The 16107-nt window shown below is 41.9% G+C and carries 12 protein-coding genes and 1 other RNA gene; 5 read left to right on the forward strand and 8 right to left on the reverse strand.

All coding sequences use genetic code 11. The features are described from left to right. The first annotated feature begins 77 nt into the window (after nt 1-77). From feoB to Q0P34_RS04405, 4 genes are all read left to right on the forward strand, one after another. Nucleotides 78-2420 carry a ferrous iron transport protein B gene (gene feoB / locus Q0P34_RS04390; protein WP_294953431.1) on the forward strand — a complete coding sequence of 781 codons (2343 nt, stop codon included), beginning with the start codon at nt 78-80 and terminating at the stop codon, nt 2418-2420. Nucleotides 2421-2888: 468 nt separating this feature from the next. After that, nucleotides 2889-3926 carry a peptidoglycan bridge formation glycyltransferase FemA/FemB family protein gene (locus tag Q0P34_RS04395; RefSeq protein WP_294953434.1) on the forward strand — a complete coding sequence of 346 codons (1038 nt, stop codon included), beginning with the start codon at nt 2889-2891 and terminating at the stop codon, nt 3924-3926. Next, nucleotides 3926-4999: an alanine racemase gene (gene alr / locus Q0P34_RS04400; RefSeq protein ID WP_294953437.1), complete on the forward strand. Its 1074-nt coding sequence runs from the start codon at nt 3926-3928 to the stop codon at nt 4997-4999. The genes Q0P34_RS04395 and alr overlap by 1 nt, the downstream gene beginning before the upstream one ends. Before the next feature lie 8 nt (nt 5000-5007). Further along, nucleotides 5008-5475: a hypothetical protein gene (locus tag Q0P34_RS04405; RefSeq protein WP_294953440.1), complete on the forward strand. Its 468-nt coding sequence runs from the start codon at nt 5008-5010 to the stop codon at nt 5473-5475. Nucleotides 5476-5516: 41 nt separating this feature from the next. On the opposite strand, the gene trpS is transcribed toward Q0P34_RS04405, so the two are convergent. From trpS to Q0P34_RS04445, 8 genes are all read right to left on the reverse strand, one after another. Further along, nucleotides 5517-6530 carry a tryptophan--tRNA ligase gene (gene trpS / locus Q0P34_RS04410; RefSeq protein ID WP_294953442.1) on the reverse strand — a complete coding sequence of 338 codons (1014 nt, stop codon included), beginning with the start codon at nt 6528-6530 and terminating at the stop codon, nt 5517-5519. Nucleotides 6531-6545: 15 nt separating this feature from the next. Further along, nucleotides 6546-7730, reverse strand: coding sequence for a PLP-dependent aminotransferase family protein (locus Q0P34_RS04415; RefSeq protein WP_294953445.1), 1185 nt, complete (start codon nt 7728-7730; stop codon nt 6546-6548). Then, nucleotides 7727-8848, reverse strand: a complete 1122-nt coding sequence (locus tag Q0P34_RS04420; protein ID WP_294953447.1) for a CDP-glycerol glycerophosphotransferase family protein — start codon at nt 8846-8848, stop codon at nt 7727-7729. The genes Q0P34_RS04415 and Q0P34_RS04420 overlap by 4 nt, the downstream gene beginning before the upstream one ends. Nucleotide 8849: 1 nt before the next feature. Continuing rightward, entirely contained in the window at nt 8850-10037 is a 1188-nt protein-coding gene (locus Q0P34_RS04425) for a CDP-glycerol glycerophosphotransferase family protein (protein ID WP_294953450.1), read from the reverse strand. Nucleotides 10038-10050: 13 nt separating this feature from the next. After that, nucleotides 10051-11304, reverse strand: a complete 1254-nt coding sequence (glyA, locus tag Q0P34_RS04430) for a serine hydroxymethyltransferase (RefSeq protein ID WP_294953453.1) — start codon at nt 11302-11304, stop codon at nt 10051-10053. Nucleotides 11305-11420: 116 nt separating this feature from the next. Next, on the reverse strand, nt 11421-12716 hold the full coding sequence (locus tag Q0P34_RS04435; protein ID WP_294953456.1) for a M20/M25/M40 family metallo-hydrolase: 1296 nt from the start codon (nt 12714-12716) through the stop codon (nt 11421-11423). A 1-nt stretch (nt 12717) separates the two neighbouring features. Continuing rightward, complete coding sequence (locus tag Q0P34_RS04440) at nt 12718-14316, reverse strand: beta-N-acetylhexosaminidase (RefSeq protein WP_294953459.1); 1599 nt, start codon at nt 14314-14316, stop codon at nt 12718-12720. Nucleotides 14317-14384: 68 nt separating this feature from the next. After that, the gene (locus tag Q0P34_RS04445) at nt 14385-15665 is read right to left on the reverse strand and encodes an LCP family protein (RefSeq protein WP_294953462.1); all 1281 of its coding nucleotides are present in this window, start codon (nt 15663-15665) and stop codon (nt 14385-14387) included. A 108-nt stretch (nt 15666-15773) separates the two neighbouring features. Here Q0P34_RS04445 and rnpB point away from each other — a divergent pair. Next, nucleotides 15774-16103, forward strand: an RNA gene (rnpB, locus tag Q0P34_RS04450) — RNase P RNA component class A. Nucleotides 16104-16107 lie beyond the last annotated feature (4 nt).

Raw genomic sequence — 16107 nt, forward strand, 5'->3', positions numbered from 1 at the left:
ATTTTGTACAATAATATAATTGTAGAAGAAAAGAAAAAGTGGTATAATTGTAATATCATAAGAAAGCGAAGACAGATATGGAATTAAACAAGCTAAAACAGGGACAAACAGGTATTGTGCAATCCGTTGGAGGCGACGGTGCATTAAGACAGCATTTTTTAGATATGGGACTACTGCCCGGTGCAGAGATTACATTGATAAAATTTGCACCGATGGGCGACCCTATTGAGTTCAAAATTCACGGCTACGAATTAACCCTACGTGTTGACGACGCAAAAAGCATTGATGTTTTGCCAACCAAGGCAAGCAACAGCAAGCCCGTGCAAAAAAGATGCCCGAGGATTGAACACCCCGGTCTCGGTGAGAACGGAAAATATCATACAAGGGCAGACGAAAATCCTTTGCCGAGCGGTACTGTTTTGACCTTTGCACTTGCAGGTAACCAAAACTGTGGCAAGACAACACTGTTCAATCAGCTGACAGGCTCTAATCAGCACGTCGGCAACTTCCCCGGTGTTACGGTTGACAGAAAATCAGGCATAATAAAGGGATACCCAAACACAGAGGTTGTTGACCTGCCGGGTATCTACTCGCTTTCGCCGTACACAAGCGAGGAAATAGTATCAAGGCAGTACATACTCAACGAAAAGCCGACAGGCATAATAAACATTGTTGACGCAACAAATATAGAAAGAAATCTATATTTGACAATGCAACTGATGGAGCTTGAAATCCCCATCGTGCTGGCGCTTAATATGATGGACGAGGTTAAGGGCAACGGCGGATGTGTGCTTATCAACGAAACCGAGGATATGCTCGGAATACCTGTTGTGCCTATTTCCGCATCAAAAAATGAGGGCATTGATGAATTAGTGCGTCACGCCGTTCACATAGCAAAGTATCAGGAAAAGCCGGGCAGAACGGATTTTTGTGATGAGAACGACCACAACGGTGCGGTTCACAGAGCGTTGCACGGAATAATGCACCTGATAAAAGACCATGCCGAAAATGCGGGAATACCTGTTCGTTTTGCCGCAACAAAGCTTGTTGAGGGCGACAGCAAAATTGAAGAGGCTTTGCACCTTGACAAAAACGAAAAGGATTTTGTTGAGGCAATCATCGTTCAAATGGAGGAAGAACGAGGACTTGACAGAGCTGCCGCAATAGCGGATATGCGTTTTTCATTTATAAAAAAGCTTGTGGAAAAATGTGCTGTTAAGCCAAGAGAAAGCAAGGAAAGCAAGCGCAGCCGAAAAATAGACAAAATATTTACGGGAAAGTATACGGCCATACCTACATTTGTAATAATTATGGCGGTTATATTTTGGCTAACCTTTAATGTAATCGGACTTAAGCTGCAGGAGCTTTTGGAATTTTTAATCGGACATTTTACAGGCTTAGTTGATAATTGGCTGACTGCCTGGAATGTCGACCACATTTTGCACTCGCTGATAATTGACGGTATCTTTGAGGGTGTGGGCAGTGTACTGAGCTTTTTGCCGATAATTGTAACGCTGTTCTTCTTCCTATCATTGCTTGAAGACACGGGATATATGGCAAGGGTTGCCTTTGTTATGGATAAGCTGTTAAGAAAAATAGGACTTTCGGGCAGAAGCATTGTGCCTATGCTTATTGGCTTTGGATGCTCCGTACCTGCTGTTATGGCAAGCCGTACCCTGCCGTCCGACCGTGACAGAAAAATGACCATAACATTAATTCCGTTTATGAGCTGTACGGCAAAGCTGCCCATATATTCGTTTTTTACAGCGGCGTTCTTTCCGGACAAAGCCCCTCTTGTTATGGTGCTTTTATACTTTGGCGGAATTGCTATGGGAATACTTACTGCGTTTATTTCCAAAAGCACTGTCTTTAAGGGTGAGGCGGTTCCGTTTGTTATGGAGCTTCCAAACTACCGTTTACCGAGTGCAAAAAACACATTGCATCTTTTGTGGGACAAGGCAAAGGACTTTTTAACAAGAGCCTTTACGGTTATCTTTGTGGCGACAATAGTTATATGGTTCTTAAAAACATTTAACTTCCATTTAAGCGTAGTTGAAAATTCAAAGGACAGCATACTTGCCGAGGTTGCCGGTCTGATTGCACCTATATTCGCACCGCTTGGCTTTGGTGATTGGAGGCTGTCGACATCGCTTATAACAGGCTTTATTGCAAAGGAAAGCGTTGTATCCACCATTACTGTTTTGACAGGCAAGGCAGGTGGAATTACTGCCCTGCTCTCCCCTGTAAGTGCGGCAAGCTTTTTGACATTTTGCCTTTTGTACACACCATGCGTAGCGGCAATTGCCGCAATTAAGCAGGAGCTTGGAAGAAAATGGGCAATGATTACCGTCATACTTCAATGCTCGATTGCTTGGCTATGCTCAGGTGCGGTGTATGTTATTGGCTCGATACTATTATAAAACAAGGCTCCTTTTTTTGAGGAGCCTCAGACTGTCGATAAAGTGGGCTGAAACACGCCATATAAATTAAACAAACCGATTTGAGCCTCACTTGTGTAAAGGGAGGTGGCAACGCGTATGCGTTGACGGAGGGATTGTAAAAGCGGCTTAGACATCGAATCTAAGCCGCTTTTGGCGTTTTTCGCCTTTTGCTCGGTCGAGGTACCCTCGTACATCTTCCCTCACAAAATGCGAAATTCAGCACCATTTCTCAACAGTCTACCAGCGTGTCGAAATTTATAATTTGACTTTTTCGACACGCTGGGGCTTTTTTTGAAAAGCCTTTTATCTCATCGGCTTCGCTATGCTCAACGGCTCCCCTTGATAAAGACAAGGGGAGTTTTATTGATGTGATTAAGTCTTTTTAATATTTACATTCTATATGTTGTATGATATAATTGTTATAATATATTTTACAAGGTGAAAAGTATGATAGTTAGAGTGAACAACGACAATTTGGCTCAATACGAGGATTTTATAAAAAAGCATCCAAAAGGACTGTTTCAGCACTCGTCAAAATGGGCAAAGGTTAAATCCGCTTGGAAATGGGAGGCTGTAATGCTTAAAGATGACAACGGCAAAATTATCGGTGCCGCCGATGTTTTGATTAGAAGCATCCCTGTAATCAAGTATTCCCTAATGTACGCGTGCAGAGGCTTTGTTTGTGATGAAAACGATTTTGACACATTCAACAGGTTATTTGACGCTTTGCTTGAAATAGGCAAGGAATACAAGGCATACTGTCTTAAAATCGACCCTGAAATTGTAATTGAAAACACAGAATACAAAAAGCATCTTTTGAACAAGGGCTTTAAGGAATTAAATCCGGGCTGTATGGATTTTGAAAATGTACAGCCAAGATTTGTATACTGCTTTGATTACAACAATATGAACGAGGACGAGCTTATGCTCACCTTTAAGCCTGACTATCGCAATCGTATAAGAAAGGCTACCAAAAAGGGCGTTGAGGTTAAAATTTGCGGTAAGGAAGCGCTTGACGATTTTGTTACGATTATGGCGGAAACCGGAGAGCGTGACGGATTTTCCACAAGACCGAAATGGTATTTTGAAAAGATACTTGACTGTATGACGGATGACGCAAGGCTGTATATGGCATACTACGAGGGCAAGGCTATCGCAGGCACACTCGCTATCAAATGGGGCGAAAATGTTATGAAATACCAATACGGTGCTTCATCAAACGCTCACAGAAACGTTTACCCTAACTATGCATTGCAATGGGCTATGATTAAATGGGGTATGGAATGTAACTGCAAGGTTTACGACTTTGGCGGAATCAGCGGTGACTGTCAAAATCCGGACAACCCTCACTACGGGTTGTGGAGATTTAAGCACGGCTTCGGCGGATATATGAAGGAATTTGTAGGCGAGTTTGACTATGTAATAAACAAGCCTGTATACAACCTATATAATATTGCAACAAAGGTATTAAAGAAAATAAGATAATGAGCAGATACGTAATTGACAAAAAGAAGCTTGACGAAAACATCGAAATTATAAAGGACAAGGCCGGTGTACCGTTGATAGGTGTTGTTAAGGGCAACGGCTACGGCTTTGGCATAAAAGAATTAACACAAATTCTTGTCAGCCACGGCATAAAGACCTTTGCCGTAACAGAGGTTACAGACCTACCGATTTTGCGTGAAATACTTAAGGATGAGGAAATACTTGTTATGCGTTCAACCTGCGTTGAGCAGGAATGTAATGAAATAATCAGGTACAACGCAACGGCAACCATCGGCTCTTTAGCGGCGGCACAGGCTATGAACAATGCTTGTGAAAAGGCAGGAGCAACCGTTAATTGCCACCTAAAGATTGACACGGGTATGGGCAGATACGGATTTATGCCAAGCGAAATTGAAGACGCAATAAAATGCTACTCAATGCCTAATTTACGATTTGTAGGTGCATACACGCATTTTTCGTCAGCGTTTAGAAATCACGACTTAACAAAAACACAGTTAGTCTTATTTAAGGACACAATGGCTAAAATCAGCGAAAAAGTGGGAGATGTCGGCACCTTGCACGCAAGCAACTCCCCTGCTCTGCTAAACGTTGAGGACGTTTGCCTTGATACTGTAAGAATAGGCTCTGCATTTACGGGCAGAGTGATAACAAAATCAAAAAGCGGACTAAACAGGCTCGGCTCGCTTGAAGCAGAGGTTGTTGATGTTAAGACTGTGCCAAAGGGATACTATGTAGGCTACAACGCAACCTACCAAACAAAGCGAGAAACAAAAATAGCCATAGTGCCTATCGGACACTATGACGGCTTCGGTTTGGCAAAGGAAAAGGAATTGTTTGACCTGAGATATGTTTTGAGTGTGTTCAAAAAATTCCTGAAAAAGCAACAGATGTATGTAAGAATCAACGGAAGAATGTACCACGTAATCGGCGGAATAGGATTAAGCCACACGGCAGTGGATGTTACGGGAAGTGACGTTAAGCCCGGTGACCTTGCAAGTGTGGACATATCACCGCTTATGGTAAATCCAAGGATTGAAAGGATATACAAATAGGAGATAAAATGAAAGAAGAAATCAAAGCTAACGATGTTCAAATACCATACGGTGTTTTGCACGATCAAATTGTAAATAGCATAAAGCTTGTTGATAATAAGATTGTGTTCACCTTTGAAATCGATTTGTACGAAAATGATTACACCGCTGAAGTATACAGTAAGTACAAGGATTTTAAGAATTGTGAAATGACGGTTGAGCTTTATAGCAATGAAGATAATTATGCTGACCTTTACACATTTCTTGATAAGCATAACAAATTTAATGGTATTGAAATATCGCTTGCCGAGTTTTGTGAACTGTATGAAAAAGCAAATTGCATTTCTTTTTTAGACTGCCTTTCAAATGGATACGGATGGATAATTCAATTTTATTCACGCTTCTATGACGCAAAAGGAAAATACAAAAAATACAAAGAAATTTCAATAATTGATGTATTTCTTCTTGCAAATAAAATAACTTGGAATTGGTATTAAAATACGGCTTGGACCGAAAAAGTCCAAGCCGTTTATATTTTTTATTTAGCAAGAAAGCCGATTTTTTTCATAGCTTTTGAAAGTGTTCTGTCTGCAAGGCGGGAGGCAATATCCGCACCGTTTGTCCAGCACTCCTCAAGATACTTTTTATCCTTCAAAAGCTCGTTATATTTCTTTTGAACAGGCTCAAGCTCTGCAACAACAGCCTCGCCGACAGCCTTTTTGAAATCACCGTAACCCTTACCGGAAAAGTCACGCTCAATAGCTTCAAAGCTTTCTCCGGTAACAGCAGAATAGATTGTCATAAGATTATTAATTCCGTCCTTGCCGTCTGCATAATGAACAGACATTTCGCTGTCTGTAACAGCTGACTTAAACTTTTTCATTATTACATTTGGTTCATCGGTAAGGTAAACAGTACCCTTTGGATTAGGGTCGGACTTTGACATCTTTGAAACAGGATTTTGCAACGACATTACCCTTGCTCCCTGCTTTGGAATATAAGGCTCAGGAACAGTAAATACATTACCGTAAATACCGTTAAAGCGTTCTGCAATATCACGTGTAATCTCGAGATGCTGCTTTTGGTCGGCACCGACAGGAACAACATCTGCCTGATACAAAAGAATGTCGGCAGCCATAAGGCAGGGATATGTGAACAAGCCTGCGTTTACATTGTCTGCATGCTGAGCCGATTTGTCCTTAAACTGTGTCATCCTGTTAAGCTCGCCAAACTGCGTGTAGCAATTAAGCAGCCACGCAAGCTGACTGTGCTGTGCAACGTGTGACTGAACAAAAAGAATACTCTTTTGAGGGTCAAGTCCGACAGCCATAAGCATTGCATAAAGCTGTGTTGTTTGCTGACGAAGCTTTGCAGGCTCCTGTCGAACGGTGATTGAATGTAAATCCGCAATACCGAATATAGTATCAAAATCGTCCTGAAATGTAGGCCAACCACGCATTGCGCCAAGATAATTACCAAGGGTTGGAATTGATGTTGGCTGAATGAGGGACAACGACCTCTTTTTTCTTTCTACCTTAATTTCTTCTGACATAGTATCTTCTCTTTTCTATTTATATTCTTTAATAACCTTTGCCATAATCTTTACGCCCTTAACAATATTTTCATTGCTTGGGGTTGAAAAATTAAGACGAATATAATTGCAGGGCTTTGATTCGTCAACAATAAAGGCATTGCCGGGAACTACGGCAACCTTATTATCTACAAGCCTTTTGCAATAATCAAGCATATTAACATAATCGGGAAGCTTTGCCCAAAGGAACAAGCCACCCTGCGGTCTGACATACTCAATCTCAGGGCAGTGTTCATCAAGCATATCGCACATCAAATTAATCTTTTCTCTGTAAATCTTTCTTATTTCATCGATATGCTTATCAACGTCATATTCCTTAAACCAACGCTCAACAATCATTTGATTGAGAACACCGGTATGAACGTCCGATACTTGCTTTCCAATGGTGAAAGCGCCTGCAATGGAGCTTGGTACAACCGCATAAGCAACGCGAATACCCGGTGCCAAAATCTTTGAGAACGAGCCTGCGTAAATTACAATTCCGTCCTCATCAAGAGTTTTTATGGCAGGAACATCCTCGCCCTCGGTACGCAGATTTCCGTAAGGATCATCCTCCAAAATTGCAATACCGTTTTCCTTTGCGAGCTGATACATCGCCTTTCTCTTTTCTAACGAAAGAGTTGTGCCGCCGGGGTTTTGAAAATTAGGAATTGTATAAATAAACCTTGCATCAGGATTGTCCTTAATTGCTTTTTCAAGCGCTTCGATATTCATACCGTCGCTGTCAATCGGCACACCCACAAGATTACAGCCGTGAGAGCGAAAGGCATTGAGTGAGCCGATAAACGAAGGCTCCTCACAGATAACGGTATCGCCCTCGGAGCAAAGCACCCTTGTTGCAATATCCATAACCTGTGTGCCGCCTGCCGTAATGATTACCACATCATCATCTGTGCCAATATTGTTTCTTCTTTTAAGCCAAGCCTTTACGGTCTCTCGCAAAGGTTCGTAGCCCTCCGAAACACCGTAAACAAGAGCAGAAACGGTATTTTCCTCCAAAATCTCTGCGGTTATTTTTTTAACCTCCTCGCAGGGAAAAGCCTCAACAGCAGGAGAGCCGCCTGCAAATGCGATTACCGACGGGTCAGAGGTTGCCTTAAGTATTTCTCTTGTAGCTGACGGCTTCATATTTGCATATTTTTTTGAAACCTGTAATTTCATTTATTTTCCTCCAAGATTTTTTCAACGAAGCGCCTGCAGGAATTGCCGTCGCACAGCGAAACAAATCTCTGCTTAAACGCCATATACTGTGGGTTGTTGTTTGTTATAGACTTTATTGCATCGGCAAGCTCGCTCTGATTGGTAACGATACTGCCGCAGGAATAATCGTTATAATCGTAATAAAAGCCTCTGTTTGCATTATACTGCTCATAATCGGGAGCATACAAAACAGCCGAATTGCCGATAATTGCATTTTCAAAAATAACAGAAGAATAATCTGTTACAAGAACATCGGTTATAAAGAGAATATCATTAATCTCCCGTTCATCGCTGAAATCAAAAATACTGTTTGATTTGGGTATATCAAGCTTACCCTTGACAAAGGGATGAAGCTTTACGATAACTGCCCAATCCTCACCGAGAGAATTTGACAAAGCCTGAAGGTCGATAAATTCGCTTGGATAAAAGGCATCATTCACATTCTGTCCCCTAAAGGTCGGAGCAAAAAGGCAAATCCTTTTATTTTTCAACTCGGGGGCTTTGCCGTACAATCTTTCTTTGGCAAGCGAAACATATTTTTCATCAAAGAAAGCATCAGTCCTCGGTGTGCCTACGGGAATAATTTTATCCCTCGAAATGCCAAAGGACTCAGCGTAAATGTCGACAATTTCAGGCGAGGAAACAATAGCCTTTGTATAGTTTTTATGAGTTAAAGAACCCGATTCGGCGGTTGCTCTGCCATAGCCGAAGCGTTTGAATGCTCCCATAGCATGCCAAACCTGAACAAGCTGTTGATTTGGGCGAAGCGAAAGAACGTATACCATGGGCTCAAAATCATCAACCATAATAAATCTTGACTGTGCCATTACACTGCCAAGCTCTTCAATGCTCATTTGATCAACGCTCGTTACGGTAATTATTTTATAATCAAGCAAATTAAGCTCTATATAAGACTTAATTGCACCGAGATTTCCGCCAAGCCTACCCTTTGAGGTTGAAAGCATAAGAATTTGATTATCAATCATATCCTGCTTTTTACCCTTTTCAAAGGCTGATATTAAGTTTTTATATCTCATCCTTTGAAGATGTGGATAAATAGCCGATTTAATCTTTCCCATACTATGCCTTAAAGTTGTATCTGTTATCGTAGCTATCGTGCATAAGCATATCTATTATTTCGCCGTACACGGATGTAATGCTGTCAAATTTTTTATTAACGTAATCCTGCTTAAACGCATCAATCTTTGACCTATCAGCAGTAACTCCCGATGAAATTGCATCAACAATTTCTTCACCTGTTTTGCCGTAAACAGCAGGAATATCATTCCAAAAGTCAATATAAAAGCCTCGCTCATCAATGTATCTTTCGCTGTCGAAGCAGTAGATATATATCGGTAAATCCTTAAGCACCGCCTCATATATAACAGAGCTGTAATCCGTTACAACATAATCGGCAACGCACATAAAGTCCATACCGGCAAACTGCTCGCCTACAGTGATGTTTTGAGGAGAGTCAACATATATTTCCTCTTCGTTTGTATCAACAACGTGATGCTTTACAACAAGGTTATAGCTTGAATAATCAATACTGTTAACAAGCTCCTGCGTTGCGTGGTGCAAGGCTTCAATATCCTCCCTGTTATCCCTAAAGGTAGGAACATACAGAATAGTTTTTTTGCCATTATCAAGCTGTGGATACACGGCAAAAATTCTGCCTTTAACCTCCCTGTCCTTTGCCTCATCGGTTAAATAATCCATACGCGGAATACCAATGGGGATAAACTTATCCTCCGGCTGACCGAAGGCCTCGGCAAAATGAGGAACACACTTATCACCCGAGGTTGCTATAAGCTCATAATTTCTATGCATCTTAAAGGCACTTGCAGTTGCGGATGATTTGCCGCCCGCTTTATCGAGAATTGACTTTCCGAATTTCTTAAACGCACCGAGAGCATGCCAAATTTGGATGATGTGCAAATCCTTTTTATGATTGAGCACAGACGCTAAAATACAGTAACCGTCAAGTACAACAACCTTTGACCTTGACAATGCGTTCATCTGCCTAAAGATTTCTGCAAGGTATTTTACCCTACCGCCGAGTGACGCAGGTATCATTTTGCACAAAACAACAACCTCATACTGTGGATAGCCTGTCCTGATTTCGTTGATTAAATACTGAAAATCAAGGGACGGCTCCTCGCTTTGCCTTGAGATGAAGGCAATTTGATTTTTAGTTTTACGCAGCTTAAACAACGAATAAACGAGGTTCATTATCGCCCCGAATATTCTACCGAGTAGGTTAATCATAGTTCACCGATTATTATTCATAAAGTGGATACTTTGCACAAATCTCTGCCACACCGTCAAGAATTTTCTGCTTGCTTGACTCAAAATCTGTAACAGCGAGAGAAATAAACTCTGCAATCTTATCAAAATCGTCTGTATTAAGTCCGCGTGTTGTAGCGGCAGGTGTGCCGATACGAACACCTGATGTAACAAACGGTGAAAGAGGCTCATTAGGCACTGTGTTCTTGTTAAGAGTGATATGCACCTCGTCAAGTCTTGCCTCAAGCTCCTTGCCCGTTACGCCTGTTCCTCTTAAATCAAGAAGGCAAAGATGATTATCGGTACCGCCCGAAACAAGATTTTGACCTCTTGAAATAAGACCATTTGCAAGAGCCTGTGCATTGTCAATTACTCTTTGCTGATATTCCTTAAATTCAGACTTAAGAGCCTCGCCGAAGCAAACAGCCTTGCCGGCGATAACGTGCATAAGCGGACCGCCCTGTGTGCCCGGGAACACAGCAGAATTAAGCTTCTTTGCAAGATAAGGGTTGTTGCAAAGGATAAGACCGCCACGAGGGCCTCTTAATGTTTTGTGGGTGGTGGTTGTTACAACATCTGCATACGGTACGGGTGATTGATGAAGACCTGCTGCAACAAGGCCGGCAATGTGAGCCATATCAACCATAAACATTGCGCCGTTTGCATGAGCTATATCTGCCATTGTGGCAAAATCAATCTCTCTCGGATAAGCAGAAGCACCTGCAACAATAAGCCTTGGCTTAACTCTGTTAACCTGCTTTGCAAACTCTGCAAGGTCAATATAGCCGTCCTCATTTACACCGTAAGGCACAAAGTTGAAATACTTGCCCGAAATATTTGCAGGTGAGCCGTGAGTGAGATGACCGCCGTTATCAAGGCTCATACCCATAACAGTATCACCCGGCTTAAGAAGTGCAAGATAAACAGCAGTGTTTGCCTGTGCACCCGAATGTGGCTGAACGTTTGCAAACTTTGCACCGAAAAGCTCACATGCACGCTTAATTGCGATTTCCTCAACTATATCAACATACTGACATCCGCCGTAATATCTTTTTGACGGAAGCCCCTCTGCATACTTATTTGTAAGAACAGAGCCCATAGCAGCCATAACCTGTGGGGATACAAGGTTTTCGGAGGCAATAAGCTCAATATTTTCTCTTTGTCTTTTAAGCTCCAATGACATCGCATCGGCAACCTCTTTGTCGGTTTTAGCAACCTCGGCTATTGAATCAAAATAATCGTTGTACATATATAAACCTCCAATAAGTATAATACATTTATTCTAACACATAGAAATAAAATATACAATATAAAATAAAAGAAATCCACATTAATAAATATGGATTTCTTAATAATCATTCGTTATTAACCGTTAATGCCCTTTTCGTCAAAGTTAAATATTGTTGACAAAATAACCTCGTAGCCTGTCTTGATAGCCTCGGGAACAAGACGGTCATAGCTGTCGCGAACATTGTGATAGTAATCTGCCGGAGCCGGATCCATAGCCGCAAGGCATGTAGCGGTAATTCCCGCCTGAGTAAATGCCGCTGCATCGGATGAGCCAAAGAATACATTAGCAAACTTCAAATCATTGTGACCTGCTTCCTTTGCAGATTCCATAACAAGATTACTGAAGCCTTGGTCGTGCTTAACCGTACCTGTCATATCACGGCTGTAAACATTGAGATACTCAAGGTCTGTAAGTGTATCAACGCAAAGCACGGCAGTTTCTACACCGGAATTCATATATTCATCCTTATGGTCCTTTGCCCACTGCTTACATCCGCGAAGACCTGCCTCCTCGCCGTCTGTAATCATAGCAACAACCTCTGTGTTTTCAAACTCTACACCTGCCATATCAAGCATACGAAGAGCACAAACAGCAGAGTATGTACCTGTAAGGTTATCATTTGCACCCGGAGAAATTGTCTTAAAATCTACAAAGAGGAAAAGAGTAACCATAAACAATGCAGTAAGGCAATGGAAATAGAAGCTGTAATTTACCATAAAATCGCCAAACGCGCCCATATCAACAAAGTTTGCGATAATGGCAACAACAGCAACAACAACAGATACAAACGCACATCCGATTGTACCCGCCATACAGATTGTCATAAGAGGAAGCTTTTTACCGTAGTAAATATGACGCCACTGATATGCAGAGTCGCAGTGACCTGAAATAACAATTCTTCTTTTTACCTCACCCTTTGGCTTGCGAACGGCATAATAGTTATTGCCCTCGATTTTCTTGTAGAAAACATCGCAAAACGGCTTATAGAGCAAGAACTCCATAAGAGTAATGAACAAGCTGACAAGAATAACACCGCCTACGATACACTGCGGCAGGAAGAAATCTGAGCCTCCGATACCGCTGATTACACCTGTATAAACCAAAATAAGACAAACAACAACCGCAATAATTACAGAAGCGGATACTGTTTTTGTAAAGTGCAAAAATGCCTTTGGTGCCATTTTGTATGATTCAAAGCCTGTTTCATCGCAAAACGGCTTCATTTCCTTGTCGATATGCTTTTGGGTGGCAAGACAATTCTTATTACCTGACTCACGCGGGCCGTATCTCTTAATTACGTTTGTAATTTCCTTTACGGTATAGTCAACATTTTCGTCGATGACTGCCTGTGGAAAATCCTTAAATTTCATACTATCTGTCTCCTTTAGCTTTATATTCGGCATTTAATTGATTTTCGAGGTCAGGGTTGCCCCTGAAGAATTTGTTGATGATGTGCTTGCGTTTAATTGGATTTTTAATCATACACACCTTATCAACAGCATAGTTGATACCCAAGGCATCAAAGGTTGGCTTATAATCATCCAGCCTTGCCTTGAAGTCGTTAAAATCACGCTTGCCTTCCGGCGTCCACGCAACCTCGGCAAGAGCCTGAATTCGTGGAAACGCGAGCATCTCAAGCCTATCCTTGTCTCTTATCCACTCTGTCCAAAGCTCGCCCTCTACACCGAGAACGTTCTTTACATTTTCATCGGTTACACCGTATTTTTTAAGGCTGTAATCGTATGTATACTTAAGCGGATACTGACCGTAGGTCATATCGAAATAAAACGAGCGATGATTGCTCATAATCATCTGACCACCGTTATTTACATATTCCTCTGCGTTTTTATCACGCTGCGGAGTCCAATACTGTGCAACGATGCTTTTTTCCTCGTTATTTACATTCTTTGCGGCAAGAATTTCGTTCCAGCCAATCATTCGCTTACCCTTTGTTTTGAGGTATTCGCAAAGCTTATTTTCAAACCAGCCCTGAAGCTCATCCTCATTCTTTAGGTTGTTTTCCTTCATAACCTGCTGACAGCGAGAGCACTTTTTCCACTCGTTTTTCGGTGCCTCATCACCGCCGAGGTGAATAAACGGAGAATCAAAAAGCTCGCATACCTCATCAAGAACTCCGTATACAAACTCAAATGTTTCGTCCTTACCCATACACAGCGTTCTGTTCCAATCACGGTTTTTGAACACAGCCACCGGAATAAGACCGCCGAAGAAGCCGAACACATCGGTTTTTTCCTCACGACAGGCAAGGTTGTTATAAGCAGCAAAGGCAGCAGCACAGTGAGCAGGAAAATCTATCTCGGGAATAACGGTAATTCCCCTTTCCTTTGCGTATGCAACAACATCCTTAATTTGCTCCTGTGTGTAATATCCGCCGTACTCCTTCTTTTCCATCTTGGCACATTTCCATCCGCCGATTTGGGTAAAGGAGCGCTTTGAGCCTATTTCGGTTAAAAGCGGGAATTTTTTAATTTCTATTCTCCAGCCGTTATCGTCCGTAAGGTGCCAATGGAACACATTGAGCTTTTCCATAAAAATCCAATCAAGAAATTGCTTAATATATTCAACACTATAAAAATGACGCGAAACGTCAAGAGAAATACCTCTGAACGAAAATCTCGGTTCGTCCTCAATATGACAGCAAGGCACCTGCCTGCCGCCTGTATCATAATGACAGAGCTTTCTTACGGTTTGAAGTGCATAATAAGCTCCTATTTTATTGTTTGCCGAAATGATAATGCCGTTTACCGTAACATCAAGAATATAGCCCTCTTTTGCAAGGCTTTCATCCCTGCTGATAACAATGCAGGCCTCATCAGCAGTTTGGCAAAGCTGTGCCCTTTGAGCAAGCAACGGCATATCAAAATCCGAATAAGCTTTTGCCGACTCGGGCAAAGAAAAACTACCCTTTAGCTCTGTTGCAAGCTTCGGCTTAGGTATAACTGAAAGCATAATTCTCTCCTAAAAATAACAATTTGAAATATTATAGCAAATAACACTTATAAAGTCAATTTATGCGACTAATTATTTTGCTGTGCTTTAATTTCCGAAGCGGTTTTGTTGTATATCAAATCTATAAGCTGTTCCTTATTTTTATCAACATCAATTGTGATAACACTTGCACCGCCTATGGTGGAATACTGCCATGTTTTGTCAAACGGAACACGAACCTCTGCCATTTCGCTGATGCAGGGCAACGCCTTGATTCCGGCAGAAATAATCTTTGCCTTTGAAAGATTTGTTTGAATATACGGTGCCGCCTTTGTTGCCATCACAGCAAGCTTAACAGGGCTTGAAGATTTGATGCCTTTAAGTATGGACTGCATAACGGTTCTTTGACGGTAGGCACGCATAAAATCGGTGTCTATCTTTCTTATTCTGCAATAAGCAAGAGCCTGCTCGCCTGTCAGCTTATATTTACCTACATCAAGCTTTACATTGCCGTAGCGCTTTTTGTGAGAGGTAACCTCCTTGGCCTCCTTTTCGGTAACCTCAACCTCTACACCGCCTATGCTGTCAACAAGCACCTTAAACATCTCAAAGTCAGCAACAACGTAGCCATCAATGTCAATGCCGAAATTATACTCGATAGTATCGACAACACCGTTATATCCGTCGTAGCTGCATGCGGCATTAAGTCTTTGCTTTTTGTCGGCAGACGGAATATACACCCAAGTGTCACGCAAAAACGAAATCATTTTTATACAGTTATGTGCCTTGTCAATGGATATAAGCATCATTGAATCGGCACGGGAGGCAGAGTCGTCCTTTGGATCGCGGGCATCTACACCAAGCAAAAGAATGTTGGTGACAGACGCTGAATGTGCAAGCTCTGCCCTATCGACATACTGATTTTTGCGGTTGTCGTCATAGTTGATTTTGCCCATTGCACTGCCGACAATACAGCCTGCACCGATTACCAAAACAAGAATCAACGCAACAACGGCTCTGAAAACATTTTTAGCCTTACTGCCTGCTGACGAACGTTTTTTAGGTTTATTGCTTTTTGACGGAGCATTACGCCTTTGGCGTGCGTTTTCTTCGTTGAGTTGTCGCCTTTGAGCATCTCGGTCAACATACACCTCAGGAATGAAATCATCCTTGCTTTGACGGCTTGAACGCTTTGGCTCATTAATTTCCCGCATAAAAGCATCAAGGTCAAAATCTGTATGCTGATTATCAATTATTTCATCATTACGGGACAGAGAATTATAATCCTCATCCTCCGGAACAAATCTGTCCCTACTGTCGTTATTTATTCTTTTTTCGGGATTAAAGCCCTCTTTATCAAATCGAGGCACAGCAAATCCCCCTTCTTAATTATTTAACATATAAAGTTTACACCATATGATAAATATTTTCAACTTTTTTTATTGCATTTTAGCCTAAAATATTTTATTATAATGTTTAGAGTTGTCCAGACGGTTGCGTGGCATATGCCATGAGGAAAGTCCGAGCAGCACAGAGCAGGATAACGGCTAACAGCCGCCGAGGGTGACCTTAGGGAAAGTGCAACAGAAATAAACCGCCGTTTTTACGGTAAGGGTGGAAAGGCGAGGTAAGAGCTCACCGAGAGAGTGGAGACATTCTCTGCCATGTAAACCCTATCCGCTGCAACACCGACCGGAGAGTTAGTTGCTCGCTACACAACTCCCACGGGTGGCTTGAGCAAGGTGGCAACATCTTGTCGAGATAGATAACCGTCCACGACAGAACTCGGCTTACGGACAACTCTACTTTAAT

Source organism: uncultured Eubacterium sp. (assembly GCF_945980375.1).
GTDB lineage: Bacteria > Bacillota > Clostridia > Oscillospirales > Acutalibacteraceae > Eubacterium_R.

Excerpts from the sequence above, each read along its gene's own strand:
- Q0P34_RS04420 (WP_294953447.1), bottom strand. The coding sequence starts at position 8,848 with ATGGGAAAGATTAAATCGGCTATTTATCCACATCTTCAAAGGATGAGA.
- feoB (WP_294953431.1), top strand. The coding sequence starts at position 78 with ATGGAATTAAACAAGCTAAAACAGGGACAAACAGGTATTGTGCAATCC.
- Q0P34_RS04395 (WP_294953434.1), top strand. The coding sequence starts at position 2,889 with ATGATAGTTAGAGTGAACAACGACAATTTGGCTCAATACGAGGATTTT.
- glyA (WP_294953453.1), bottom strand. The coding sequence starts at position 11,304 with ATGTACAACGATTATTTTGATTCAATAGCCGAGGTTGCTAAAACCGAC.
- Q0P34_RS04405 (WP_294953440.1), top strand. The coding sequence starts at position 5,008 with ATGAAAGAAGAAATCAAAGCTAACGATGTTCAAATACCATACGGTGTT.
- Q0P34_RS04435 (WP_294953456.1), bottom strand. The coding sequence starts at position 12,716 with ATGAAATTTAAGGATTTTCCACAGGCAGTCATCGACGAAAATGTTGAC.
- trpS (WP_294953442.1), bottom strand. The coding sequence starts at position 6,530 with ATGTCAGAAGAAATTAAGGTAGAAAGAAAAAAGAGGTCGTTGTCCCTC.
- Q0P34_RS04425 (WP_294953450.1), bottom strand. The coding sequence starts at position 10,037 with ATGATTAACCTACTCGGTAGAATATTCGGGGCGATAATGAACCTCGTT.
- alr (WP_294953437.1), top strand. The coding sequence starts at position 3,926 with ATGAGCAGATACGTAATTGACAAAAAGAAGCTTGACGAAAACATCGAA.
- Q0P34_RS04440 (WP_294953459.1), bottom strand. The coding sequence starts at position 14,316 with ATGCTTTCAGTTATACCTAAGCCGAAGCTTGCAACAGAGCTAAAGGGT.
- Q0P34_RS04415 (WP_294953445.1), bottom strand. The coding sequence starts at position 7,730 with ATGAAATTACAGGTTTCAAAAAAATATGCAAATATGAAGCCGTCAGCT.